The sequence below is a fragment of the Yoonia sp. MH D7 genome, from assembly GCF_054439475.1.
Map to the genome: position 1 here is coordinate 1,294,854 of NZ_JBTJCF010000001.1, position 26,516 is coordinate 1,321,369.

General features: G+C 53.3%; 20 protein-coding genes, 1 tRNA gene and 2 pseudogenes. 11 read left to right on the forward strand and 12 right to left on the reverse strand.

Annotation, left to right across the window (positions count from 1 at the left end; all coding sequences use genetic code 11):
* Positions 1–164 precede the first annotated feature (164 nt).
* Complete coding sequence (locus ACXLHR_RS06365; protein ID WP_458790670.1) at positions 165–1,199, reverse strand: RsmB/NOP family class I SAM-dependent RNA methyltransferase; 1,035 nt, start codon at positions 1,197–1,199, stop codon at positions 165–167.
* A gap of 160 nt (positions 1,200–1,359) precedes the next feature.
* Positions 1,360–2,805, reverse strand: coding sequence for an IMP dehydrogenase (guaB, locus tag ACXLHR_RS06370; RefSeq protein WP_458790671.1), 1,446 nt, complete (start codon positions 2,803–2,805; stop codon positions 1,360–1,362).
* Between the two features lie 172 nt (positions 2,806–2,977).
* Here guaB and ACXLHR_RS06375 point away from each other — a divergent pair, with 172 nt between their 5' ends.
* The 5 genes and pseudogenes from ACXLHR_RS06375 to ACXLHR_RS06395 all read left to right on the forward strand — a co-directional run bounded on the left by ACXLHR_RS06375 (position 2,978) and on the right by ACXLHR_RS06395 (position 9,364).
* Positions 2,978–4,996 (forward strand): ASKHA domain-containing protein, encoded by a 2,019-nt coding sequence (locus tag ACXLHR_RS06375; RefSeq protein WP_458790672.1) that lies wholly within the window; start codon positions 2,978–2,980, stop codon positions 4,994–4,996.
* A gap of 61 nt (positions 4,997–5,057) precedes the next feature.
* Positions 5,058–5,131: transfer RNA gene (locus ACXLHR_RS06380), tRNA-Gly, on the forward strand.
* Positions 5,132–5,498: 367 nt separating this feature from the next.
* A pseudogene (locus tag ACXLHR_RS06385) lies at positions 5,499–5,696 on the forward strand (transposase); the annotation flags it as partial.
* Positions 5,697–5,895: 199 nt separating this feature from the next.
* Positions 5,896–7,902 (forward strand): Ig-like domain-containing protein, encoded by a 2,007-nt coding sequence (locus ACXLHR_RS06390; RefSeq protein ID WP_458790673.1) that lies wholly within the window; start codon positions 5,896–5,898, stop codon positions 7,900–7,902.
* Positions 7,903–8,329: 427 nt separating this feature from the next.
* Positions 8,330–9,364, forward strand: coding sequence for an IS110 family RNA-guided transposase (locus ACXLHR_RS06395; protein ID WP_458790674.1), 1,035 nt, complete (start codon positions 8,330–8,332; stop codon positions 9,362–9,364).
* Between the two features lie 351 nt (positions 9,365–9,715).
* Here the strand turns inward: ACXLHR_RS06395 and ACXLHR_RS06400 are convergent, their stop codons facing one another.
* The 4 genes from ACXLHR_RS06400 to ACXLHR_RS06415 all read right to left on the reverse strand — a co-directional run bounded on the left by ACXLHR_RS06400 (position 9,716) and on the right by ACXLHR_RS06415 (position 14,681).
* Positions 9,716–10,756, reverse strand: coding sequence for a toll/interleukin-1 receptor domain-containing protein (locus ACXLHR_RS06400; protein WP_458790675.1), 1,041 nt, complete (start codon positions 10,754–10,756; stop codon positions 9,716–9,718).
* Between the two features lie 117 nt (positions 10,757–10,873).
* A complete protein-coding gene (locus ACXLHR_RS06405; RefSeq protein ID WP_458790676.1) occupies positions 10,874–13,345 on the reverse strand; it encodes a patatin-like phospholipase family protein in 2,472 nt (823 codons plus the stop codon).
* 124 nt (positions 13,346–13,469) lie between these two features.
* Positions 13,470–14,021, reverse strand: a complete 552-nt coding sequence (locus ACXLHR_RS06410) for a toll/interleukin-1 receptor domain-containing protein (RefSeq protein ID WP_458790677.1) — start codon at positions 14,019–14,021, stop codon at positions 13,470–13,472.
* Positions 14,022–14,033: 12 nt separating this feature from the next.
* Positions 14,034–14,681, reverse strand: coding sequence for a TIR domain-containing protein (locus ACXLHR_RS06415; protein ID WP_458790678.1), 648 nt, complete (start codon positions 14,679–14,681; stop codon positions 14,034–14,036).
* A gap of 295 nt (positions 14,682–14,976) precedes the next feature.
* Between ACXLHR_RS06415 and ACXLHR_RS06420 the strand changes: the two genes are divergently transcribed.
* The gene (locus tag ACXLHR_RS06420) at positions 14,977–15,612 is read left to right on the forward strand and encodes a tyrosine-type recombinase/integrase (RefSeq protein WP_458790679.1); all 636 of its coding nucleotides are present in this window, start codon (positions 14,977–14,979) and stop codon (positions 15,610–15,612) included.
* A gap of 70 nt (positions 15,613–15,682) precedes the next feature.
* Here ACXLHR_RS06420 and ACXLHR_RS06425 read toward each other — a convergent pair whose 3' ends face one another.
* Both ACXLHR_RS06425 and ACXLHR_RS06430 read right to left on the reverse strand, forming a co-directional pair.
* On the reverse strand, positions 15,683–16,780 hold the full coding sequence (locus tag ACXLHR_RS06425; protein WP_458790680.1) for a Fic family protein: 1,098 nt from the start codon (positions 16,778–16,780) through the stop codon (positions 15,683–15,685).
* Between the two features lie 302 nt (positions 16,781–17,082).
* Positions 17,083–18,102: an exonuclease domain-containing protein gene (locus ACXLHR_RS06430; RefSeq protein ID WP_458790681.1), complete on the reverse strand. Its 1,020-nt coding sequence runs from the start codon at positions 18,100–18,102 to the stop codon at positions 17,083–17,085.
* A gap of 106 nt (positions 18,103–18,208) precedes the next feature.
* Between ACXLHR_RS06430 and ACXLHR_RS06435 the strand changes: the two genes are divergently transcribed.
* Positions 18,209–19,551 (forward strand): IS3 family transposase gene (locus tag ACXLHR_RS06435; RefSeq protein WP_458790682.1). Its coding sequence is split into 2 segments (ribosomal slippage): positions 18,209–18,536 and positions 18,536–19,551, totalling 1,344 coding nucleotides; the frame shifts between segments, so codons are not numbered across the junction.
* A 30-nt stretch (positions 19,552–19,581) separates the two neighbouring features.
* On the opposite strand, the gene ACXLHR_RS06440 is transcribed toward ACXLHR_RS06435, so the two are convergent.
* The 3 genes from ACXLHR_RS06440 to ACXLHR_RS06450 all read right to left on the reverse strand — a co-directional run bounded on the left by ACXLHR_RS06440 (position 19,582) and on the right by ACXLHR_RS06450 (position 21,276).
* Complete coding sequence (locus ACXLHR_RS06440; RefSeq protein WP_458790683.1) at positions 19,582–19,794, reverse strand: hypothetical protein; 213 nt, start codon at positions 19,792–19,794, stop codon at positions 19,582–19,584.
* A 181-nt stretch (positions 19,795–19,975) separates the two neighbouring features.
* Positions 19,976–21,108 (reverse strand): IS3 family transposase gene (locus ACXLHR_RS06445; protein WP_458789667.1). Its coding sequence is split into 2 segments (ribosomal slippage): positions 19,976–20,829 and positions 20,829–21,108, totalling 1,134 coding nucleotides; the frame shifts between segments, so codons are not numbered across the junction.
* A gap of 18 nt (positions 21,109–21,126) precedes the next feature.
* Positions 21,127–21,276, reverse strand: a complete 150-nt coding sequence (locus tag ACXLHR_RS06450; RefSeq protein WP_458790684.1) for a hypothetical protein — start codon at positions 21,274–21,276, stop codon at positions 21,127–21,129.
* Between the two features lie 147 nt (positions 21,277–21,423).
* Between ACXLHR_RS06450 and ACXLHR_RS06455 the strand changes: the two are divergent.
* Positions 21,424–22,057, forward strand: a pseudogene (locus ACXLHR_RS06455) (tyrosine-type recombinase/integrase).
* Positions 22,058–22,221: 164 nt separating this feature from the next.
* On the opposite strand, the gene ACXLHR_RS06460 reads toward ACXLHR_RS06455, so the two are convergent.
* Complete coding sequence (locus tag ACXLHR_RS06460; RefSeq protein ID WP_458790685.1) at positions 22,222–22,935, reverse strand: helix-turn-helix transcriptional regulator; 714 nt, start codon at positions 22,933–22,935, stop codon at positions 22,222–22,224.
* 120 nt (positions 22,936–23,055) lie between these two features.
* Between ACXLHR_RS06460 and ACXLHR_RS06465 the strand changes: the two genes are divergently transcribed.
* The 3 genes from ACXLHR_RS06465 to ACXLHR_RS06475 are packed head-to-tail and all read left to right on the forward strand — an operon-like array spanning position 23,056 to position 26,510.
* Positions 23,056–24,339, forward strand: a complete 1,284-nt coding sequence (locus ACXLHR_RS06465) for a vWA domain-containing protein (protein ID WP_458790686.1) — start codon at positions 23,056–23,058, stop codon at positions 24,337–24,339.
* 54 nt (positions 24,340–24,393) lie between these two features.
* Positions 24,394–25,722, forward strand: coding sequence for a hypothetical protein (locus ACXLHR_RS06470; RefSeq protein WP_458790687.1), 1,329 nt, complete (start codon positions 24,394–24,396; stop codon positions 25,720–25,722).
* On the forward strand, positions 25,719–26,510 hold the full coding sequence (locus ACXLHR_RS06475; protein ID WP_458790688.1) for a hypothetical protein: 792 nt from the start codon (positions 25,719–25,721) through the stop codon (positions 26,508–26,510). The genes ACXLHR_RS06470 and ACXLHR_RS06475 overlap by 4 nt, the downstream gene beginning before the upstream one ends.
* Positions 26,511–26,516: the final 6 nt, after the last annotated feature.

Below are 26,516 nucleotides of genomic sequence, written 5' to 3' on the forward strand. Positions count from 1 at the left end.
GTACTCCCTAGGCTTCGCAAGCGTTCCCGCGATAGCTTGATCAATCGCCGTCAAAATAATCCCCCCAGTCACTTAGCTCCCACTAAACTGTAAGGAAATTAATTTAGACTTAATACTGTCAAAAAAGCGAAATTAAACACGCGGCATTTCAATCACAGGCTGTGTTAATCTCGTTTTAAAATCGCATAATAGAAACCATCACCGCTATCGTCAGGAATCCGTTGCCGCGCGGCCACTTCTGACCAGCCCTGATTGTTCCGCAAAAAGTTTTTAATCACATCGCCGTTTTCAGCCTCAAACACGGAACATGTCGCGTATACCAAGCAGCCACGATGATCGACATAACGCGAAGCATCTGCAATAATATCGCCTTGTAACATACTGTAATAATTCAGCTTACTTTCACTCAAAGCCCATTTAGCTTCCGGTGCGCGCCGCCACGTACCACTGCCGCTACAAGGTGCGTCAACAATCAACACATTAAATGGCATTTCCTTCGGAAGGTCAGCAGTCTGAAGTAACGTAATATCCACCCCTGCACGCGCCGCTCGTGGACCAATATCTGCGGTCCGTGCAGCTGAAATATCATGCGCAAACACCTTGCAATCATACATATCGGCAATCGCAAGCGACTTACCCCCACCACCTGCGCAATAATCCAGAACACGCGCTCCCTTGTGTAGATTGATCGCTGCCATTGCCTCTTGTGATGCCAGATCTTGCAGCTCTACAAAACCCTTCGTATACGCCTTTGAAATATGAACACGTCTTTCATTTTCAATGACTTGCAAGGCGCAGTTTACATTACCAACTGGCATCGTTGTGATACCGTCCTCTGATAACAAAGCTTGCGCTTGAACCAAAGTGCCACGCCGCAAATTGACTCTCAAAGTCACCGGACCGCGTTTTTGCAAGACCTGTGCCGCTGCAACCGCTTGCACTCCCAAATTTTGCTGCCAGATAGCCCACAACCAATCGGGAAAATCATAGCGTTCAGCTTCAGTTTCAGGCGGATTACCACCCGCGATCTCGGCGTCTGTCAGTGCATTTGGAGCATACAGCCCACAGCCAAAAATAGAACTGATATCAATGTCCTGATTTCGAAACAGTCCGAGAACCAACGCCCGCCCTGTCATACCCCCGCCAACCGCAGCAAGCGATCGTTTCTGGCGGAGTACATCAAAAACATGATCACGCACAGCCGCCCGATCCTTGGCCCCCGCATAACGATTACCACGTCCCCAACGGCTCAAACATTTCTCGGCTGGTTCACCGGCCAGTATCGCGTCCAATACATCAATAGCAGCCGCCGCACGCGCAGAAGGCGTCATAACGTCACCTCACAAGCCACTAGAAACACTACCCAACACGGTAATTTGGGCTTTCACGCGTAATCTGCACATCATGCACATGGCTCTCTTTCAGACCTGCACCGGTGATCCGCACAAACTTACAATTTTTGCGCATCTCGGCCACTGTCGCGTTACCAGTATAGCCCATTGCCGCGCGCAATCCGCCCACCATCTGATGCACAACAGCACCCACGGACCCTTTATAGGCCACTTGACCCTCAATACCCTCAGGCACCAACTTGTCACTCGCCGCATCCTTCTGGAAATACCGGTCTGCAGAGCCCCGCGCCATTGCGCCCAAACTCCCCATTCCGCGATAGGATTTGAACGAACGGCCCTGATACAAAATCATTTCACCCGGGCTTTCATCCGTGCCCGCAATCATCGAGCCAACCATCGCGCAAGATGCACCGGCCGCAATTGCCTTGGCAAAATCACCGGAAAACTTGATACCACCGTCAGCAATCACCGGAACATCACCTGCCCCTTCAGCGCAATCAATAATCGCAGTCAATTGCGGCACACCCACGCCAGCCACCATACGCGTCGTGCAAATCGAGCCGGGTCCAATACCCACCTTGACCGCGTCCGCACCTGCACCAATCAATGCACGGGCAGCCTCCGACGTTGCGATATTACCTGCAACAACCTGCACATCATACGCCGCTTTAACCCGCTCGACAGCCACCGACACCCCTTCAGAATGACCATGCGCAGTATCGATCACTATCAAATCAACACCCGCTTCAATCAACGCCACCGAGCGCTCAAATCCAGCATCGCCGACGCCCGACGCCGCAGCGACCCGCAAACGACCTAAATCATCCTTGCAAGCCATCGGGTTCAACACCGCCTGCTCGCTGTCTTTCAACGTCAAAAGTCCGGTCAACTTGCCCGCCTTATCGGTAATCAACAGCTTTTCGATCCGTCGGGCCTGCATCAAAGACCGCGCCTCATCCAGATCCGCAGGCTCACGCAACATCGCTAGATTTTCGGACGACATCATCAATCGCACGGGGGTTTTATCATCCGTGGCAAACCGCATATCACGATTGGTCACAATCCCAACGATACGCCCGTCGGCACCCACAACCGGAAAACCCGTAACCCGATACCGTTCCATCAACGTCTTGGCATCTGCCAAGGTTTGGTCAGGCGTCAGTGTAATCGGGTTATAAACCGTGCCGGATACAAACCGCTTTACTTGTCTGATTTCAAGCGCTTGCGCCTCAATATCAAGGTTCTTATGCACCACACCGATACCGCCTGCTTGGGCCATGGCAATCGCCATCTTGCCCTCAGTCACCGTATCCATTGCACTTGATAACAGCGGAATGTTCATTGCAATCTTTTGCGTCACGTATGTGCGCGTATCAGCGGCAGACGGCATCACACTGGATGCAGCCGGAACCAACAATACGTCATCAAAGGTAAATGCCTCACGAATCTCCATCAACCTGTCTCCTGGGATGTTATTAGCGTTGCATATGCCCTTTGCCACGGTTCTCCCGAAACTTAAACCCTAAAACACCAAATGCCGCAGATTGACGACGACAAGGCGGGTTCGACCTTTCCCCCGCGCAGCAATACGATAGTGTCCCCCCAAACAAGCAAAGGGCCGCGACATGAGCAACGATCCACTCGTGATTTTCACACCATCAGGAAAACGCGGAAACTTTCCCGTTGGCACGCCGATCCTCACGGCGGCACGTCAACTTGGTGTGGACCTTGATAGCGTCTGCGGCGGGCGCGGCATCTGCTCAAAATGCCAAGTCACCCCCTCTTACGGCGAATTCTCCAAGCACAAGGTCACAGTCCAGCCCGACGCTCTTTCCGAATGGAACTCCGTTGAGGAACGCTACGATACCATCCGCGGCCTGCCCAAAGGGCGGCGTTTAGGCTGCCAGGCCACAGTTCAAAAAGATGTGGTCGTCGACGTGCCAGAAACCAGCCAGGTCCACCGTCAAGTCGTGCGCAAGCGCGCCGAAGCCCGCGATATCGTCATGGACCCCTCCACAAGGCTCTATTACGTCGAAGTCGAAGAACCCGATATGCACACCCCTTCCGGCGACCTTGAACGCCTCGTGAAAGCCCTGCGCACCGACTGGGACCTGCCCGCGCTAGAGGCCGATCTCGGTGTCCTCAAAACCCTGCAACCCGCCCTTCGTAAAGGCGAATGGAAAGTCACCTGCGCCGTCCACCTCGGCGATGACACGTTTTCCCCGCGTATCATGCAAGTCTGGCCGGGCTACTACGAGGGCGCAATTTACGGCCTCGCCGTGGACCTTGGCTCCACCACTATCGCAGGGCACCTCTGCGATCTGCACACCGGCGAAGTTGTCGCCTCATCGGGTATTATGAACCCGCAAATCCGCTTTGGCGAAGACCTGATGAGCCGAGTCTCCTACGGCATGATGAACGCGGGCGGCGCAGACGAAATGACAAAGGCCGTACGCGAAGGCATGAATGCCCTATTCACGCAAATCGCCGCAGAGGCCGAAATCGACCGTAACCTGATCGTCGACGTCGTCTTTGTATGCAATCCGGTCATGCACCACCTGTTCCTCGGCATCGACCCGTTTGAACTCGGCCAAGCCCCCTTTGCGCTCGCCACCTCGGAATCCCTCTCGCTTCGAGCCATCGAGCTTGACCTCAACCTGCACCCCTCCGCACGGGTCTACATCTTGCCGTGCATCGCGGGCCACGTTGGCGCAGACGCCGCTGCCGTGGCCTTGTCCGAGGCCCCCGATAAATCCGAAGACCTTGTGCTGCTCGTCGACGTCGGCACCAACGCGGAAATCCTGCTAGGCAACAAAGACAAAGTTCTGGCATGCTCGTCGCCAACAGGCCCCGCATTTGAGGGCGCACAAATCTCGTCTGGCCAACGCGCAGCCCCCGGTGCAATTGAACGCGTCGAGATTGATCCCATCACCAAACTCCCCCGCTTCAAAGTGATCGGCTCCGATCTGTGGTCAACTGACGAAGGTTTCGCCGAAGTCACCGCGCAAACCGGCATCACCGGCATCTGTGGCTCTGGCATCATCGAAATGGTCGCGGAAATGCGCCTCGCGGGTATCGTCGACGGCCCCGGCCTGATCGGATCTGCGGAACAAACAGGCTCCAGCGCCTGCTTCCTAGACGGCCGCACAAACTCCTACATGGTCCACGACGGGTCAGCCACAGGCGGGCCGATCATCACAGTCACCAACCGCGACATCCGCGAGATCCAAATGGCTAAGGCGGCACTCTACTCTGGCGCACGGCTGCTGATGGACAAATTCGGCGTGGATAAAGTCGACCGTATTGTCCTCGCAGGCGCATTCGGGGCGCATATCAGCCCAAAACACGCAATGATCCTCGGCATGATCCCCGACGCACCTCTCGACAAGGTGACCTCCGCAGGCAACGCCGCTGGCACAGGCGCGCGTATCGCGCTCCTCAACCGCCAAGCGCGCAAAGATATTGAGGCCACCGTCCACAACATCCACAAAATCGAAACCGCAATCGAGCCGCGCTTTCAGGAACACTTTGTCAACGCCTCCAACATCCCCAACGCCGTCGAACCCTTCCCGATCCTCAATTCCATCGTCACCCTGCCCGACGTCAACCACAACACTGGCGGCGGTCGCAGGCGGCGCAAGTAACCCAAAACCCGCAAGAGGGCATTGACGCCCCCTTGCGGCTTGGCTATTCCAGCCACGTAACGCGGGTATGGTGAAAAGGTATCACGAAAGCTTCCCAAGCTTCAGTTACGAGTTCGATTCTCGTTACCCGCTCCAGTTCATCACCACCTTAAATCCCATATAAATAAGCCTAAAAAAGACGCATTAGTGTGGATTTTCCGGGATTGATTTGTACCCCAATCTGGGAAGAATCGGGAACGCCTGGGGCGGTTTTTGAATGTGACCCCCAGACAATCCCCAGAACCAAATCCTTTGGACTTGATCAGATGGATTGGCGTCCTGCTCGCGTAATACACAATTACCGTTTCACTAACGTATTGTGCACAATCGTATCAACGCCGACAGGCTCAAACTTTGCGCACCGGCGATGTTCGCCCTCGCGGACGTTACTGCTTCCGGCCCAAAGCAGCCGATCGCAAATGGCCTAGGTTCTGCGATGCAGCATCCCCGAAGCGGACCTTAGCGCCCTGCTTTACATGGACGAAGGTCGCGCGATAAGCCCATCGAATATGACAAGCGATGCTATAAACGACGGAACTGGATTGAGGTCATGTTTGGCCGCCTAAAAGACTGACGACAGATCAACACCCGATACGACCGGTGCCTCAAGGTGTTCCTGTCTGCAATCGCTTTTACAGTAACCATCTTGATTTGGTTTTAACTCAATGATTCTAGAGCCTTATGCAGTTGTTGCTTTATCGAGAACTGCAGCCGATAAATCTGATGAGATAGCATAAAAAAGCCCGCAGTTTGACAAAAAAAAGCCTTATTTAGCGCCGAATTATCCACTTGGGTAAGTCGCGAAAAGCTATTGTCTCTGTGTTTTCTGATTTGCGCGTTTAACAATTTTCTAGAGGGTCATGAGCAATATGATAATCCAAAAACTCAATGCGATCATGGCGGTGATGGTGCTGTCATTTATGGCGCTATTCGCAACAGCTCAAGCGGGCTTTGCGCAAACAACCATCGACCCAGTCAGCGGCGGGACATACGATCTTAACTGGAATGCGCCACCTGGCACCGGACTGAACGTACAAGCAGCAACATCATATCAAATTGAGGGGAATACGGGAAAAACATTCGATATCTCGCTTGTTGATCAAGGCGCGCCAGGTGATGCGTTCGCAATTGAAGTCAATGGCGTCCGCTTAACGCCAACCACAGAAAACGGCGGGCCGGAAACGCGGGGGCCAGGTGCGACCGCGTATTACTCAGCGAGTTTCGACAACGTCAGCATCCCAAATGCGAGCAACTCAATTTTGGTTTTTATCACGGATTCATGCTGTACCTCTGGTGGCACTAGTATTGTATTTAGCGACGTTCAGGCGGCTGTGCTAGATTCCACACCGCCAGTGGCGACAACTGTTTCCCTTGCCTCGAACAATGCGAACGCAAGCTTTGCAACGGCAGGCGACACAGTCACCCTTACAATGGTTTTTGACGAAGCGCTTGCTGCGGCACCAACTGTATCGCTTTTGGGTCAATCTGTGACGGCGACCGGAAGCGGGACCAACTGGTCGGCCAGCACTGTTGTTGGCCCAACATCGACCGAGGGCAATGTCGTGTTTGCGATTTCGAATTATCAAGACGCAGCCGGAAACGTCGGTTCAACAGTGTCTGCAACAACAGACGCCAGCGCCGTGACCGTTGACCGCGCCGTCCCTAGCTTGACGATCAGCGGTGTACCGTCCAGCTATTTGCTAGGCGATATCTTTAGCGTCACCTTTACATTTAGCGAAGCCACGACAGGCTTTGACGCTTCTGATGTGGCTGTCGTCGGCGGCGCGCTGTCGATTTTCCAAACCAGCTCGTCCAGCGTTTATACGGCCACATTGACGCCCAGCAATGTCGGCGCGGTGACTGTTACAATTGTTGCTGGTGCGGGGCAGGACAGCTCAGGCAACCCATCGGTTGGTGCCAATGCAACGTCTACGATCGAATCCGCGACAAGTGCTGGTGAAGAGATCACCTATTTCATGGAAAACCGTGCACATGCGCTTGTCCAGGCGCAACCAGGGTTGACGCGATTCCTGAGCGGGCGCGCATCTGCGGGCACCCTTGATGTTGCAATAAACGGAGTGACGCAAAATCTGACGTTTGCAAGCGGCACCGAAGGGTTGGTGTGGGGCAATGTGCAAGCTTCACAGACCGAAACAGCAACCCATGAATTAGGCTATGCGCTGCTGACGATGGGGGCCCATGCTTACCAGACGGATCACTTGATTATCGGCGGCATGGTACAAATCGACAAAGCCGAGCAAACATCAACAAGCGGCGTCGAAACCTCGGGTGTTGGCGGCATGGTCGGTCCTTATATGGTTAGCCAAATCGGCGATCAGCCGCTCTTTCTTGAGGCACGGCTTTTGTACGGTGTGAGTGAAAACGAAATTACGCCGCTTGGTACCTATACTGACAGCTTTACAACCGAACGTTGGTTGGCGCGTGTCGGCGTCGAGGGGGCCTATGCGCTTGATAACTTCACGATATTCCCGAACCTTAGCATCAGCCACGTGAAAGATGCCCTTGAAGCCTATGTTGACGGGCTGGGTGATACTGTTGCAACGCAATCAATTGCCTTAACCGAGATTGCCTTTGGCATTGACTTTGAGACGCCAATTGCGATTGAAACCGGTGATCTGGTTGTTACTGGCGGCCTGTCTGGCAGTTGGACAAGCAAAAAGGCGACTGGATTGGCAGGCACCTATATTGAAGCAGGCGAAAACTGGGGCGCACGCGTTGATCTTGGCGCGCGCTATACGGATGAATCTGGTATTATCTTGTCGTCAGGCATCTATCTAGCCGGAATCGATTCAAACAGCGCACGCCGCACAGTGGGTGGGGAGTTTGGCCTTGAATACCGCTTCTAGTTAATTGGCAGAAAACTAATAGGACGTTAGGGCGGGGGCGCGGATGATCGCGCCCCCGCCCTTATCGCTGCGACTTATGGGCTGCTGATTTCTGCGATACTCAAGGCAAAATCATGACGACCCCACCCCGGACCGACTTTGATCGTCTTCTCAATGTGTAGAAGACATAGCCGAAAAACCGCCTTAAGGTCCGTTTTCGATCATGCAACTATTTAAGTTGATACCCGCAACGAAAGTCGGCTTGCTGTGTGTAGTAGGTCCGCATTTACACTCAATCGATCAAAATTCGCACCTGCAGCGAATGGTAGCTCTCCGCCCATGTCGATCGACGCTCACGGCCCAAAGCATGCGTAATTGGGCTACCCTCTGTTCTGAGGTCGAGCTCCCGATAAGATCACAGGATGACTGTGAACAAGGGAGAAAGAAGATGGAATATTTTGCCGGAATAGACGTATCGCTTCGATCCTGTGCGCTTTGCATTGTTGATGGCAGAGGAAAAGTGCTTCTTGAACGAGAGCTGCCCTGCGAGATCAGCGATATCACTAAGTACCTTGCTGAGTTCGCACATCCGATTGAACGGGTGGGCTTTGAAGCGGGCACGATGAGCCAGCACCTGTACTTCGGTTTGACAGCAGAAGGCTTCGATGTGGTTTGCATGGAGGCGCGACAGGTCAATGCGGCGCTATCAGCAATGCGGAATAAAACTGACAAGAATGATGCTCGCGGGATAGCTCAAGTGCTACGCACGGGCTGGTTCAGCCCGGTACATATGAAGAGCCGAGAGGCCCATGGCGTCCGTGCCTTGCTTAGCACGCGCAAGGCATTGCTAAAGAAGACAATGGATCTAGCCAATGAAGTGCGCGGTTTATTAAAGATATTTGGCATTCGTCTGCCCAAGACTGTGCAGCACGGCAGTTTCGATGGTGTTGTCCGACCGATGATCGAGATGGATGACGTTCTGGCCCATGCCTTGGTGCCACTATTAGATGCACGTGTTGTGTTGTATCAGCACTTTCTGGAACTGGATCGGCGTGTCAAACGCGCCGCCAGCCAGGATGAGGTTTGTATGCGAATGATGACCGTTCCGGGTGTTGGACCGATTGCATCATTGACCTTCAAAGCCGCTGTGGACGATCCTACGCGCTTCAAACGGTCACGAACTGTAGGCGCGCATTTTGGGCTAACACCGCGACGATATCAGTCAGGTGAGCACGACAATCCTGGTCGTATATCGAAAGCGGGGGACAGAGACGTTCGCGCAACTTTGTATGCAGCTGCAAACGCTTTGCTGATGCGGACGATGGCCGGATCGCAGATCAAATCTTGGGGTATGCGGCTAATGCGCACCAAGGGTCGTCGTCGCGCCGTTGTAGCTGTCGCACGTAAACTCGCCGTCTTGCTCCACCGGATGTGGATAGATGGCACAGAATTCCGTCAGGACCAAGTGGGGGGCAAGGCATGACCTAAAGCCCAAACACCAATCCTAACGGGGTCGTCCCTCACCGGACGAGGTTCGTGGAAGAAGCCGAAAATGTCTGCTGCGCAACGTGAAGCGCGTCCCAAAGCAAGGCTCTCCACGTCCGATCCGACATATGCGTGCAGCGGTGCCATCACGGCATCAACCAGACTGCGAAGAGAAGCGTGACCCGGATGAGTGACAAAGACCCGGAAGAAAGAAAGAAGGAAAATGAGCTTGACCCAAACGCCCAATTAGAGAAGCTGACTTCTGCCTTGTAGTTGGGCGCTGCAGTGCAGCTTCACCAGAGCGGCCGTTCGCCGCCTTCGCAGCGTGCGCCTTGGCATGCCGTATTTTTCATACGTTGCTTTCAGTGCTTTTGCTTAAAAGTGACGTTAGAATACTTTTAAGCTGTTCTCGGTTGAACGCGGGATGGGATAGCTTATCCCGCGCACGAGGCGGAACGATGCGAGTGTCATCCAACTGAAGAATCCAGAGCGAAATCTGCTTTTTTTCCAATCTATCTAAGGCAATCTCGATCTCATCAAAGCACCATGGGCTGCATGCGTAGTTGGCGCTCCAAAGAGCCACAAATATCTCTGAGCTGAATATGTTTTCACGGATTTCGTCAGGTATGGCGTGGCCTGTTACGAAAGATGCTTCATCACGCAAAACGTCATAGCCACGTCGCCTGAATGTCATTTCAACAAAGTCGGCTTCTTCAGACTGTTCTCGCGCATAGCTTACGAAGACCCTCGCATTTCCCTCTGGCCGAAGGATTTTCTCTGATGCCGCTTTCGAAAGGAGTGATGGAATTTCCTGATATTTTCCAGCCTGATGAAGTATTTGGGCATCATTTCTCAAGATATCGTCGTACTCGTACCTGTGAGAATCCAAAAACCGAGCAGAGGCTCCCTTCAATGCGGTCAATGGAATAATGAGCCGTCCCCGACTATGCGCCAGCTTCAATAGAAGCTCGGCAGAGCCTCCAATTCTTCCACCTATAGCTATAAGCGCAGAGCAGCGGTCAAGAGCGCTAAGTTGTGACAATAACCAAGCGTGCTGAAGCGCCTCTGGTTCATCGGTTTCTGGGGGGTGATGTGGAAATTTATCTACGGAAGAGTTTGGTAGACGTTCAACCCAATCGTCGACCTTTTGCCGTATATGTTCAATATCGGGGAAGTGGAATTCTACTTTTGCAGCGTGCTGGGATTCGGCAATTCCTTGAAGTGCAGCATAGTCGGCGGAGCCTTCGAATGGGCTACAAACTATAAGTTCATTTCCATTTTCCGTAAGGCACTGTGCAAGCTGAGACATGCCATCCAAAAATTTTGAATTATCCGCTAAACTTTGTGGGTTAGTTTGAGCCGGTAGCCCTCCAATGATCATGGTTCTCATGTGTAACTGCTGCCTTTTTTGGTTGATCTATTTGTGCCGGCATATGAAGGTGATGGTTGGGCACCGTCTATAACAATTTGGGTGTTTCGCCTTTACGTGCAATTTCTTGCCTTGAGCCTAACGCGGTAGCAAGTTCATCGCCAATGTTCTGAACCAGGCCGAGACTGTAGCCGGTTTACTTTCCGAGCCAATTATCGAGGGTTCGAAAAGCCCGTCCACTGCGTGGGAGCCAAGCTGACGATAGGCCTCGAACTGAGCCTCGTTGAAATTCTGATCCAATGTCGACTGGTTAGGAAAGTCGGGGTTCGCAGCGCGGTATGTCCGGATAAATTCAGACTCGTTGCCTGTCACCGAAGATTTAAGGACCAAGAGTAGGCCGTCTGACTCGCCTGGATATTTGATCCGGCACATCAGGGCGTGTGCCGCTGTGTGCCCAGTTTCAAAATCGGCCCGCAATTCCTCAAGCCCAGGCATCATCTGGATGCCAAAGTCGATCTGGGCGTGGCGCACAACAGTCATCAGTGTGGCGAAACTATCGTCATTATCGGCACTCGCATCGCAGGCAATAATGAATTTGCAGCGCCTTCGCAGAAGCTCGTAAATGCCTGAATTATCCACATGCGCGCCGTCCGACAGCAATAACCAATCAGCTGTTTCATCCATATCAACCGAAAACATTTCCCGAAAGAGTTTTGGAAAGCCGGCCCGCAGGCTTGCATCTCCACCGCCCGGCTTTCGAACCCACAAACCGAGGCGCAAGTTGAGAAACGCCATCAGACCGGCAAACGATGGAAACGACATCAGAGACATGTGCGGCGAAACGGCGGCGCCTGACGTCGCGATGGCGGTGGCCAGGTCGAGATCTCCGTCGCTGGTTTTCCATTCCATGGTTTGGTAATATTTAGTTGACGGCGATCCAGTCCAGAACTTCGACATGACGAAGAAATCACCCTTGCGTTCGCGCAATACTGGGGACTTGCTCGTTGGCAAGTTCACCGTTGCGTTTATGAGGTGATAAGGGGCCATCCCCGACGAGCAATCTTCCGCGTTGGTCTTGGCGGTGTTCAGCTCTTTTAAGGGAAGGAAAGTATCGCCGTCTAACGTGGTGGCAACGAAACTGCGCGCCAGGCGGTTGCGGTAGAGACGCCCTGGGCCAGTCTGGTTCACATCGAGGGCGAACGCGGCGATCAAACCGAGGCACACAGTCGCGGCGACAAGGCAAAGAATACCGCCCCAGTACGGCAGGTGCGTCGCGAGATCCCAGAGCGCAAAGGAAAAAACCAGACAGATGATCGGGACAGCGATACTGGCCACGACAAGCGCGGCACGCATCAGCATCAGTTCGGCGGCTCTGCGGATGGTCGGTCTCGCGATCCGCGCAACGGTCGGCAGGCTGACGGACACCGCCAATGCGACCGCACCGACCGCAGGCTCTGTGTTAATTAGACCTTTGTATAGCCCATAGAGAGGTGGGATCAGGCTGACCGAGAACAGGGCCGTCGCGACACCCGCCAAGACGGAAAACCGACGGATCGCCCTGCTTCGATTCAGGCCGTGACCAAGGGCAAAAACCAGCAAGCCTACAAAGAAAGCAATTAATGCAAGCGTCCGCAGAATCTGCTGCGCATCGCCCCAGATCGACCTTGCCAACATTACTATCAGGACGACGAAGCTCAGGATCGCTGCAAGTCCGACCCAGTTAACCACCATCCCAGCAGCTAGACTGCAAACCATCGACCATTTTTCGGCAAAGCCCGACGGAGATAGATACTTGACCTTGGTACGCAATTTGCGGATTGCATCTGTATCAGGGCCATTGCGCTGCTTAAGTGGAGCAGCCGGGTTTGCAGTGTTCGCGGCCATCTGGCGCGAGATGAATGCCCCAGTGTAGCCGCCGCCCGAAACCGTGGACATAACGTCCACATCATCCATCATACCATGATCGGCGAGCGATTGGCATACGCCGAGACAGAAACTTGCCGACCGGATCCCGCCGCCGGATAGCGAAAGCCCGACGGCATTGGAGATTTTCTCTTCGCCCGTTCCCCTGCGCGCCGCGATTTCCGAGGCTTCACTTTTGTTGATCTCATGATGAACGGGATCGTCAAAGAGGTGCGCCGCCGGAATGCCGTAAGCAAGATCGGCGAAGAGATCGTCGAGCATTTCCGAGGAAATGACGGGTGGCATTTCCAGATCGGTGAAGTCACTACCATAAGCCATCCTGTGGAGCGTGTCGGCAAATTCACGCAGCCCAAGTCGCAATGCTGCAAGATCGCTGCGGAATTCAGAGGCTCCGTCGCGGGTTTTGAGCTCTCCGGCGATAGATCGAGGATGCCACTTGGCCGTCACCGGCCTCAAAACTGTATTGAGCATGTCTGAAGTCTGGCGAGCGAAATTTTCGCATCCGGGGTTTAATTTGATGGCCGCGCGAGCAAATCCGAAGACTTGCACGAGACTCTCGAGCGCACGCGTTTCGTCCCCGTCCTGATAATGTAGAGGTTGGATAGAGATTCGCGTACGTAATTCAGCGAGAAATTCGTGAGCCGCTTTGGCGTCCGGCTTTGGTTCTATGTCTTCATTGTCTTCCATGTGTTCAAATCATTTCAGAAATTTTATTAGAAGGATTGAATTCTATTTTCGAAGTTTGGGCACCAAGAGCCTTCACGTCGTGGAAATCACTACCACACTGGCGTCAAGAAGTTTTTCGGCAGCTTTACCGTGCAAGCCATTTGGCAAGGGCGAGTGCTGTGTTTTCGCGTCGATCCCACACCATCCATTCGTCCTTTTCGTTCCCTTTGAATTTTCGCCATACCACACGGTCATAGAGCCCTAGATACTCCCAGTTGGTCCAGCTGTCGCTCATGGTATCTTCCAACACAGGGAAAATGGCAATGTTGTCAAAGGATTTGTACCCATCTGCGACCCCCAACTCCCAAGGCACCCACCGGCTATCCTTGCTGTTTTCTGTGGCTAGCAGCACAAATTTTTTTGACTGTCCAATTCGATTTTTTAGCGTAGTTGCCGTATCTTTACTCGTGTATGGTGGCAGGCTTGGGTCTTTTTTATCGATGTAAACCGTTGCGCCATGGTTCTCAATAATTCGAATGACGCTGGGCAAGATATCCTGATCTTTGCTGGAATGAGATAGAAAGGTTGTACCACTCGAGGACCGTTCTTCAGCCCGCTTTCTGATATTGGTCTGCTCCTGCAGGGACAAATTCTGCGTGAAGCCACGAACTTGGGAACGCGTGAAGAAATTGGCCAAAACAGAGATACCTTACTGGAAACGATTTATGAAACTTTGCGCAAGATTCGGATTGTAGTTCTTTCGACGCATTGGCAGCGACAAATCATAATCGTTGGTGTGCCCCACTTTGGCCGTGGCATCTACCAGAAACTTGAGATTTTCCGGCTGATTCTCGATCCGGGACCATGGCACGACAGACATGGCCACGCCCGGTTTCATCAAGTTGTCGATAATCCGTTCCGGGAGATCCGGATGGCGATCTTCTAGTACTGCTTTAGTTTCAATTGTCGTCCAGCCGCTTTCGTAGTCAGGGTAGATCGCTTCCTTCTCGCCGGGCAATCCTGCGTACCAGTGGCCGCTGGAGATTGACGGTAGTTCGATCACCAATATGCCGGACCTCGTATTGATCGCGCCGTCGATCATCGAAGACTTAATTTCCCAATCGATGTGCTTTCGAAAGCGCGTTTCTGCGCCGCAAAGCAGAATCGTAACCTGTGTGTCGCGAAGATAATCGTCGCGTATGATCCGGCGGATAACCTGGCTTGAAAGGTTGTCGTCGATGTCACCAACCTCGACGGACCGGTCCTCGAATGCATGATAATTATTCGCCAAATACGTCAGGTGTTCCCGGTAGGATTGATCGTTGTTGTGATGATAGCTCACAAAGGCTTTGGCCATGCTCAAATCTCCCACTTGCTGATGGGCCCCAGATTGAGGTCCGATGCAATCCGTCTCACCAAGGAATATGACCGATATAGTTATCCATTGCCATACGCGGCATGCACGATGCTACCAGACGGCCCTCGAAGGTCCGATCTCACAGAAATGGCTTCGAAAGTTCGCACCTGCAGCGAACGGCCCGTTTCCGCCCGTTGCATAGGCCTCACTCCGCGAATCTTTACACCATGGTAGCCTCGTCCCGTCAACGTTGTGTTGTCGTTGTGGGTGGGCTCGGTGGATCGGAGGAATACTTATGGAAAACTCTCATAACTTACCGGCGATCCGTGCGCTTAGGCCCGCTTGGAATAAGGGACGCATCGTTGGTCAGAAACGACCACTGATGCCAAAGCACGTCTGGGCGATCCGGGTACGGCTAGAACTCGCTGAAGCGCGCCGAGACTTGGCGTTATTCAATATGGCCATTGATAGCAAGTTGCGTGGCTGCGACCTCGTGCGCATGAAGGTTGTTGATGTCATGGCATCGGGTCAGATCAAAGAGCGCGCATCGGTTATGCAGAGCAAAACGCAAAAACCTGTGCGGTTCGAGATTTCAGAAGGCACGCGCGCATCGCTGGATAAATGGATGGAAGATCCGATAATGGTTGGCTCCGAATATCTCTGGCCGGGTCGGTTCCATGAGCGGTTGCACATCTCGACCCGCCAATATGCACGCATTCTACGTGAATGGATCACGTCGATTGGGCTAGAGGCGACGGCTTATGGCACGCATTCGATGCGGCGCACGAAGGTTACGCAGATTTATAAAAAGACTGGCAATCTGCGTGCAGTCCAACTGCTGCTTGGTCACACTAAAATGGACAGCACGGTACGCTATCTTGGTGTCGAATTAGAGGATGCATTGGTCATTTCCGAGGCTATCGAGATTTGATCAAATGGGCCGCCCGCAATGGCGGCCCCCCATCAACGAAAATATCAACCTCGCGTTGGTCCGCGTTTTATCAATCGCCACCACCAGCTACATCGAGGAATAAATTCACCAATGCGGTGTTGATAAAGTAGTTGTTCCGCCCAACCTGAACTTTCTCAACCAGACCATGGTATGCCAAGTCGTCCAGATATTTTGCCGCTGTTTGCCGTGAAACGCCTAGGTCCTGCACCAAAAAATCGATGCGAGTGTAAGGATGGCGGAAAAGATTGTTGAGTAGGTCTTGCGAATAAAGCTTTGGGACCTCGCTACGCATCCGCGTTTTCATATCGCGCATCTGTGTGCGAATTCCATCAACCAGCAGCAAGGTCGCTTCGGACGTTTCAGCAATCGCCTCAAGCATGAAAAGCACCCAGTTTTCCCAAGCGCCGTCTGTGCGAACTTCTTGAAGCAGGCGATAATAGCTGCTTTTGTTCTGAGTTATGTGCCGGCTTAAATAGAGAACCGGAATCTCTAAGAGACCCGTTTTTGCAAGATAGAGCACGTTCAGGATACGTCCGATCCGACCATTGCCATCCGGAAAGGGATGGATGCTCTCAAACTGATGGTGGATCAAAGCCATACGGATCAGCGGATCGAGCGTGTCACGGCCTTCGCCATTCACATAATCTTCAAGGTCCCCCATGAGGTCGATGATTTCGTTCCGATCCTGCGGCGGGACAAAAACCACTTCCCCGCTCGCCTCGTTTCGCAGTGCGGTTCCCGGCGTTTCCCGAAATCCACCTTCGCGCTGTTTAAGCAATTGGAACATCGCAATTATGGTCGCGTTTGTGATCAACCCATCTGACTCGCGCAAACGATCGTACCCTAGTTTCAATGCGTCTCTGTAGAGCGCTACTTCCTTCGCTGCAGCACTTCCTGGACCACCGGGGAAGAGTTCGGCCTGAAAAAGATCATCTTGAGTTGTGACGATATTTTCAATCTCTGAGCTAGCTTTTGCTTCCTGAAGCGCCAGCGTGTCGATCAAGATTGTTTGGTTTGGAATTGAAGCCGCACGACCTTTTAGTTCCGCCAAAGCTCTATTGGCGCGTGCAAGCGCTTTGAGGACCGCGACAGTGTCGAAATCGATAGCTGGTGGAAGCGGTGCGATATTATAGGTAGGCTTTAACATGTCATGACCGATACGTTATGTTTTTATGATTTTTTTAACATATGCGTGTCGACATGTTAAGCAAGCCAAATTCGCTTAACACATAGCCGCTTAACCTAGATTATGCAGTTTAGCCCCCAAATCTCCAATCAGCAGATCTCTCTATTTTAAAACTGAATGTCTGCTTCAGATCACAGAGACCGTGAGCTTCGCACCTGCAGCGAAGGTCCGCAATCCGCCCTTTTGTTGATCGACACGAACGGCGGTTTCCGAACATTGGGTGAGATACAGAATGCTGCGTTGCTGCCCCCCCGAAACGGCCCTTAGTCATCTGCGATGAGATTGAGAAACTCAGTTTCTCCCAAGATTTTGATTTTATGGCCCTCCTGCTGCAATGCTTCCGCACGCCGGTGTTTGCTGCTTTTGTCGTGACCAGCCAACGTAGACATGTCCTGGTCACCGACAACCAAAAGCGTTACCTTTTTTGAAACACTTACTTTTACGGTGATTCCCGCTCCTGCTGCAAACGTTGCCGCCTCCATGCGAGACATGGCCAACTGCCCTGTAAAGCAGGCAACATGCCCAAAAAGTGGGCCATTCTGATTTCCTGTAATTGCAACCGATGTCTTGTGGCTCTGCGTTTTGGACCTCGCCAAATCTGAGAAATTTTCACCGGTAATAGCTTCCGCCATAAGCACAACTTCTGCAGCTGCACGGGCATCTTCTTCTGCGTCGTGGTGCTCAAAATTTAAGTCCAAATGGGTTTTTAGGTTAGCCAAGCCATGACCACCATTGCCTTTCAATTCCGGCCAAGCATTTCGCGCGATTTGAACGCTATCGACCCAATTGGCCCTCAATTCTGGAATGCCATAGTATTTGCTGGCTGCGTTGAACGCCTGCTTGTCAAAATTACTGTGTTGCACGAGGATATGGCGCTCAAGCAACGGGCGCAACATTTGGAGAACATCTTGAAAGTTGGGAGCGTCGTTTATTACTGCTTCGTCAATGCCGTGTAGATCGACGTTAAAACTCTCAAAGTGTTGTTCTGGGTCGACCAATATGCTGAATGTTTCGATATCGCCACTGGCAGACACCATTGCCAGACCAACTTGACATATGCTGCTGTGTTGTCGATTAGCAGTTTCCACATCAACGGCCACAAATCGGTATGTTCGCATCAAGAATTCGTGTCGATCGGATTGCCCGCTTGCGACCACCTGATTCTTACTTGGTGCTATGTTTACCGTAGTTTCTTGTCGATTGTAGGGAGCCGCAATAACAGTTGGATGAACTGGATTGGGCGACTTGAGCCGTTCTTCTGAATCGCTTAATTCAATGACCAACCCTTTCTTGGCTCTTCTACTGTCTGACGTCAGCGCCTATGGGACCAAATAGCGTTATTTGATAAGAGAGTGTTTCTGGCTCATCGTCACCACTGAGGAGTGGAAGATGAGACAAACAACGACGAGCCCTGGCGAGAAGATCGTCAAAGACATCAAACGCGCCACGCGCAAGCATTACTCATCCGAAGAGAAGATCAGGATCGTTCTGGATGGTCTGCGTGGTGAAGACAGCATTGCAGAGCTGTGCCGCCGTGAGGGTATCTCTCAGGGCATTTACTACAAATGGTCCAAGGACTTCATGGAAGCCGGAAAGCGGCGCCTTGCGGGCGATACGGCACGTGCGGCGAACACTGACGAGGTGAAGGATCTGCGCCGTGAGGCCCATGATCTCAAGGAAGTTGTGGCGGAACAAACGCTCGAACTCCGTTTGCTTAAAAAAAGCATGCTGGGCGATGGGGGCAACCACGAATGAGATATCCTGCATCTGAGAAACTGGAGATCATCCGGCTGGTCGAGGAAAGCCACCTGTCAGCACGGCTCACGTTGGCAAAGCTGGGCATTCCCCGCACCACATTCTACCGTTGGTATGATCGATATTTGCGGCGTGGCGAAGTTGGACTGCAGGATCAATCGCCGAAGCCCAAACACGTCTGGAACCGCATTCCTGACGAGGTGCGGCGCAAGGTCGTGAAGTTGGCGCTGAAAGAAACCGAGTTGTCGCCACGTGAACTGGCCGTGACGTTCACGGATCGAGAAAGCTATTTCGTATCAGAGGCTTCGACGTATCGGATTTTGAAGGCGCACGATCTGATCACCAGCCCAGCGTTTATCGTTATAAAGGCGGCGAGCGAGTTCAAAGACAAAACCACGGGCATCAATCAGTTGTGGCAGACGGACTTCACATATCTGAAGATCATCGGATGGGGCTGGTTTTATCTCAGCACGATCCTCGATGACTACAGCCGATATATAATCTCGTGGAAACTTTGCACCAACATGAGAACCCAAGACGTGACGGACACATTGGACTTGGCTTTGGCAGCGTCGGGATGTGACCAAGTTCATGTCGTCCACAAACCTCGCCTGCTGAGTGATAACGGCTCCAGCTACGTCTCGGGGGAGCTGGCGGAATGGTTGCAAGACAAGGATATGAAGCACAGCCGTGGCGCGCCCTATCATCCTCAAACGCAGGGCAAGATCGAGCGGTGGCATCAGACCTTGAAGAACCGCATCCTGCTGGAAAACTACTTCCTACCCGGCGATCTTGAGGCTCAGATCGAAGCCTTCGTAGACCACTACAATCACCAGCGTTACCACGAGAGCCTGAACAACGTTACACCCGCCGACGTATACTTCGGACGCGACAAAGCCATTCTACAGCAACGGGAAAGGATCAAACGTAAGACGCTCGAAACGCGACGCTTGCATCACAGACAACACGCCGCATAATGCAACCAACCAGATGAGCCGAACTCTCTCTTAGTCTAGGCCGCCTTTGGTGCCAAAAACCCTGACGACGGACACTCTTCTACGTTCTTGCCACCATACAAGCAGGACAGGCAAACCGAAGGCGAAAATCATCTGATAGCCAATCGACCAATTCTGCAAGGCAACGACAACGGCGAACATGCACAGCACAAAAAATAATGCATAGAAAAAGATAACTCGAAAGAGTTTAATAATTATCGTCATTAACCCAACCCTCTAATATGAAGAAAATTAAATCTCCAAGTTTTTCGCATAATCACTAATACTAAACTAAAAGGTATGCTGCTTCACTACACATTGGAAAGGTTAACAATTCAGTTCGTGAAGAGGTGGTCCTAGATTTTAGACCAGTTTACATCCTTGTTAAGGTGGATCTGGGTTTTATTTAGGCTGCTAATCTCATTGGTTCTGTTTTGCTGACATAGGCCTCATCTGGGGTCAATATGCCGTGAGTTGAATGCGGGCGCTCAGAGTTGTAATACGTCAGCCATTTGCCGATCCCAGCCCGCATTTCCGAGCCTGTCTCAAAGGCATTCAAATAGACGCATTCATACTTCAACGATCGCCAGAGCCTTTCGATCATGCGATTGTCGCGCCATGCGCCTTTTCCGTCCATGCTGATCTTGATGTCTGCGTCGACCAGCACGTCGATCCAAGCGCCGCTGGTAAATTGGCTGCCCTGATCGGTGTTGAAGATTTCCGGCGTGCCGTGCTTGGCGAGCGCCTCTTTCAAAGCCTCGACGCAAAAGTCTGCATCCATACTGTTGGACAGCCGCCACGAAAGCACTTTGCGGCTGTGCCAATCCATGATCGCCACGAGATACAGGAAGCCGCGTCGCATCGGTATGTAGGTAATATCTGCGCACCAAACCTGATTTGGGCGGTCAATTGCCGCATTCCTCAGCAAGTAAGGCCAGATCTTGTGATGCGGATGCTTTTTACTTGTGTTGGGCTCCTGATAGATCGGAACCAGACGCATAAGCCGCATCAAGCGCCGGATCCGGTGGCGGCCACATTGGTGATTGTTGCGCTTCATGTACCGGGCCATCTGACGCGATCCATACCAAGGCGTTTCCAGGAACTGTTTGTCGATGATTTCCATGAACCGCAGGTTCTCAGCGCTCTCGCCGACGGGCTGGTAGTAAAGCCGCGAACGCGACAACTGCAATAGTTCGCACTGTTTACGCATGCTTAACTTATGATCTCGGCTCACCATTTTTTGCCTCGCATCCCGAGCAACTGCTGCGAGGCATCCGCCAAAAAATCTCGCTCCACAACAAGCTGACCTATCTTGGAATGCAGCTTGTCGACGTCAACGGCACTTACCCCATCGGGCGCTGAACCTTTGCGCGTAAATGCCGTCGCCATATTCTCTATCGCCGCCCGTTTCCAAGTCCCTATCTGGGTCGGATGAACGCCATATTTTTTGGACAGTTCCGCCATCGACATCTCCTCGCGGATTGCTTCAAGCGCAACCTTGGCTTTGAAATCGGGCGAATGGTTCTTTCGTTTTGTCATTTGGGATCACTTCTTTCGTCATGCGATCCACCGTAACAACTGGTCCGAAAATCCGCGACCACCTCTCTTATTCACGGCCCACCCTACGCCGTCCACAACCGCCGCAAATGCGTCAAGAAATACGGCCTTGAAAGACTGCCCCGTTGCAGCCATTTTCAGATTTGACACATCTGCTATGGGCTCGAAGCCGCCTTTTGCTTTCGCGGAAACACTTGATGACGCGCCAGCGGCGAAGCCGTCATTGTTTTTTAGGCTATAATAAGTCGTCAGCGCTGTGTTGATGTTTGGCAGGAGGGGTGGATGGAGGGCCAAATCATGCCAAGAGTTCAACTTCCCGCTGTCACCCCAAAACGAAGAGCCTCGAATAAGTGTCGCCTCGGCGGGCAAAAGCGCCCGCTTCTGCCAAAACAGGTCTGGGCCATCCGCGCTCGCCTCGAACTCGCGGGTAATCTCCGCGATCTCGCATCGTTCAACGTCGCAATTGATAGCAAGTTACGCGGTTGCGATTTGGTGTCACGACAGGTCATTGACCTACTCAGGGACGACAGAATGCATGAAAGAGTATCCGTCGTTCAAAGTAAAACGAACAAGCCTGTGCAGTTTGAACTGGCTGAAAACACGCGAGAAACTGTGACCAACTGGATTAAGTCTCCGGAAATGATCGTATGTCAGCTCTTGCTTCCGAGCCGGTTTCATGATCGGCCGCACATATCAACACGCCAGTATGGGCGCTTGGTTCGGGACCTCGGTTGTCTCGATTGGTTTGGAACCAAGTGGCTACGGCACCCATTCTACGCGCCGAACGAAGGTGGCGGAAATTTATCGCAAGACAGGCAACCTGCGTGCTGTTCAGCTTCTGCTTGGCCACACAAAAATTGATAGCACCGTCAGATATCTGGGGGTCAAGCTCGAAGACGCGCTGAGCATTTCCGAGCGGATTGATATCTGAGAATTCTGCCGAACGGTTGGAGCCGTTCGTCATTTCGAAGCGATCTTGATCGTTTGATACTTCCTACGGCAGCGCTGAGCCCACAGTATCCGATGCCGTCGCGCTCGCATATGACCGTTACTGCAATTAATGTCCAAATGGGCCCAACGTGATTGAAACGACAGTCAGATCAATCCTGTCCGCACGGCAATTGCAACCGCCTGGTCGCGTGTTTTGGCGTGCAAGCGCATTCGGGCGTTGCGCATGTGCAGTTCGACTGTGGCTTCGGAAATACTCAGTTTATGGGCTACTTCAGCAGTCCGAAACCCATCGGCGACATATGCAAGGCAGTCGCGTTGTTTTTCGGTCAGCGACAGCGAAGACTGTGTTGCGGGGGACGCATTAAGGCCTGCATAGACCAACTGACACCACGCGTGCCATGTATCTTCGTGCTCTTGTCGCAAGTTGGCGAATTCGCGCGCGTCGAGTGTGGACATCAAGTTCAGTCCGACACCTGAACCATGTGTAAGGGGCCGCATCGTCACCGACATGCCGGTGCAGATGTCCAGTGCGGCGCTGCCTTGCGCGATCTGGTCCAACTCGATCTGCGTCAGGTGGTCGTGATCATCAGTGTGTCCGACTCCCGTGAGCTGAGTTGCAAACCCCCTCAGACAATTTCGCGCAAACGGATCCAACCCGTTTTCAACCGTATTCTTATAGCGTTCGGTCCACGTGTCGTCTGCGTTTGTCAGGATTAAAGGTGCCCTATGCTGCGACAGATCCATGAAAATGACCTTCGACAGCCCCATCGCCGGCAGGCACCCGATTGCCGCGCTCCATATTTGCGCAGGCGGTCCGGCGATATTCATTTGGTCTGCAAGTGATCTGGTAACGGACATTGGTACCTCTTGTCGAAAACCTAAGGAAATCCATACCTTGTGTAAACCCGCCCCGATTGGTTCATTTTCACCAAACATAGTCGGTACACTGACTGTGCCCATTTCATGTCTGGATGTTGTATGCGGTTCCTCTTATCTTTTATCTTGCTCATGTGCACAGCAAACGCCAGCGCAGCGCAGACCAACACCCGTGATGTGATGGTGGTGTTCGATATGTCGGGATCTATGTGGGGGCAAGTTGACGGGATCGCTAAAGTCGAAATCGCACGTGATGCATTTGGTGGATTGTTGAACGACTGGCAGGCGAATGGCACACGCACTGGCCTGATCGCCTACGGCCACCGCGAACGGGGCAATTGCGCGGACATCGAAACCCTTGCCCTTCCGGGAGACGGGACAGACATTGCTGGGGTTGTCGCGGGCCTGTCGCCGATCGGCAAAACGCCCCTGTCGGATGCCGTGCGTCAAGCGGCAGAGCATTTGCGATTTACCGAGGAGCCTGCGACGGTTGTTCTGCTGTCGGACGGTGTCGAAACATGCAATGCAGACCCTTGCGCAGTCGGCGCAGAGCTTAAGGCGCTTGGCCTTAATTTTACCGCCCATGTCATCGGGTTCGACATTGCAGAGGGCGATAAAGCGCAGCTTCAGTGCCTCGCTAATGCGACGGGCGGGCAGTATTTCGACGCCGCTGATGCGGGGGAACTGGCAAACGCCATGCGCGGCGTTGCGCAAGCGACAGTCGAACCGGCCTTGATTGAGCAAACGCCACAAACCAAGGAAATTCATCCGGTCATCATCCGCCTTTCCATGCCTTACGGCGTAGATTTACCCTTAGAAACCACGATCTTCCTGAATGGCGACGAAATTGGCCGGGTAAGCGATGCGCAGGCTGTCGTGCCGGGCCTTTCCGTTGACCTGCCCATCGGACAGCTGGAACTGCGCGCCGAGGCCGAAAAGGCATCAGGCACGTTCTCTTTCGACATCACGGCACAAACCGAAATTCTTGAGCTTGAACTGACACCGGCGCAGGACGACTACATCATTCAGGTCGGCCCGCTTTTGCCACTTACCGGTGAACATATCGTTCTGATTGAAAACACAACCGGCCTCGACCGTGACATCCATAGCCGCGTGTACCTTGCACCGGCGGGCAGTTCGGACCAGGCCGAATACTTGGGCGGAGACCTTCTGTCGCCCATCGCGGGCATCTATAACGAGTCCCGCATTCCATCACCTGCCCGCGCTGGCACTTATGATATTGTCGTCATGGATGCGCGACAGATAGAGGAATACGCACGGTTTCCTGTCCAGTTTGCAGATGCGGTTGTGCCTGAATGGCTGGGCGTGGGTGACGCGGAAATCGGTGCCACAGTGGACGCGCGTTGGGCGGGGGATGCAAGCTGACAATCCAGTTTCCGCTTTTTTCAAGATGGGCGCGCCTTTGCGCCACCAACCGTAATGTCGAACGTGGCGACAGAGGAAGGGTTCAAGCTGACGGTGCCAGACACCGAGGGCGTCTACGACCTTGTCTTGCGTTGGTATGACGCAGACCGGAACAGGATCGATTCTGACATGGGCCAAATTGCTGTCGGCATGGTGCAACCCGTTCAGGACGTCACGCCCGAGGCTGCCCGAGACGAGGCCCCCAATAAGGAGGCTACTCTTGAAGAGACCAGCAGTGGCGATCTCTCCAACGGTGATTCTGATACCGACGGGCTGGCCCAAGAAACCGCCGCGATGGGTGCAGAAGAATTCCCGACTATTGCGGTTGGTGACCTACACGGCGACTGGTTTCTTGTCGCGGCAGACTACCGTTTCCACCCGATGCTGGCGACGCAGGTTGTCCATGAAATCGATGCGGTGGATGTAAACGGCGATATCGACGTGTGGGCGCATGACTGGAATTTTGGCGAGACGACGGGCGCCGAGAGTTTTGTTATGACCCGCGAGGGGGACAACATAACCTTTGTCGCAAACCTGTCGGATCAAATCTACGCCGGAACACTGACGCGCGAGGGTACATTCTGGCGCGGCAAGATGGAATATGACGGCAATACCGTGGATAGTTTGAACGTCATCCTTGTGCGCCCCGACGAAATCCCCCTGCTTTACGTGGCCGCCAACCCTGCCCCCGTGGCGATCAGTATTATCGCCTACGATGAACGCGGCGAAGTAATCGAAACGCCAACCCAATGGTCGATCATTCAGGGCGATGCGCAGGATGGCGCACATGTCCGGTCCGACTCGGGCCAGCACTACCAAGAGGCAATAACGCCAGGCGCCTATTTCGTCACAGCAACAAGTGACGGCATGAGTGGGACTGCAAATCTCGTTCACGCGACCGGCTGGCGGACGGGCCATGTGGTGGTGGTCCGCCCACAAGATGAGGGCGCAGACCTACCCATTGAAACCGCGTTTTACTGCTCACCTGATGAAAACTGCACCATGAAGATGGCCGATATCCCGATATCATTTGATCTCCCAGAGGGATGGGGTGCCGAAAGACCGCTGCGGATGCCGGCAGGGGAAACTACATTCAACATGGCCACATTGACGCCAGACGGTCCGTTCTACGCCACCCTGAATCAGCCACAGCGCATGGCGTCGCTCGGCCCATGCACCGAACTGATGACCGGAACGTTTTGCCACGACGCAATAGATAACCCCGCGTTGCTGGCCGACATTGCCGTGATCCAGCGCAGCCTGTCGTTCAAGCCCGTCGGTATGTGGCTCGACGATGACCGCTTTGACACCCTATTGAACCAATTGACCGGAGAAACCGAATGAAACGCCTCGCCCTGATCGCAGCGATTTGCGCAAGCCCGGCAATCGCCGACAACACCCAGGTTTTCGTCGTAGACGAAAGCGGACAAGGCGTTGTTCAGCGTGAAAGCAAGGTCACAATGGAAGAAGCCGAAATCCTGATCGGCGGGAAACCTCCGGCTGGGACGACAGGTGTTGTGCTGCAACGCGGCGAGCCGGCTGCATGGACAGACCTGCTCCCCCAAGAGGTAAACGCGCGTTTCGGTGGTCAGGGCGAACCCTACATTGAACACCGCGACGGTGAGGACAACGACCCTAAAACGGGGGCTGATGCAGACGAGGAAGAACTGCGCCGCAATCCGGAGGAGGACGAAGAGTCCGACATTGAGTTCGAGCTTGATGAGGACAAGTTTCCAGCCCCTGACGCAATGAACGCCGCACGCATTCAACCCCAAGACGGAAGGTGGGCGATCGAGATCCGAGAACAGATATTTACCGGCTGCCCCGCAGGCATAGAGGATGCTGCACGCGCGCAAGTCGCCGCACTACAAACATCAAGCAACACCGGCATCTTTGGCCCTGATTTCACGCCACAAAACATGGCACCTCAACTCGACTGGACGCAAACCGGCGGAAATTCGTGGCATGGAATCCTGGATCAAACCGGCGAGCGCGCGGGCGTCTATATGCAATGGGCCGTGCAGGTCGAATCCCCGACGGTAATCAATCACCGCCAACAGTTGAACTTCATGGTGGCGGGCCTGGGCAATTGTGAGGTTTACAGCTTTGTCACAGCATTCTGGGTAAACTGAGACGTT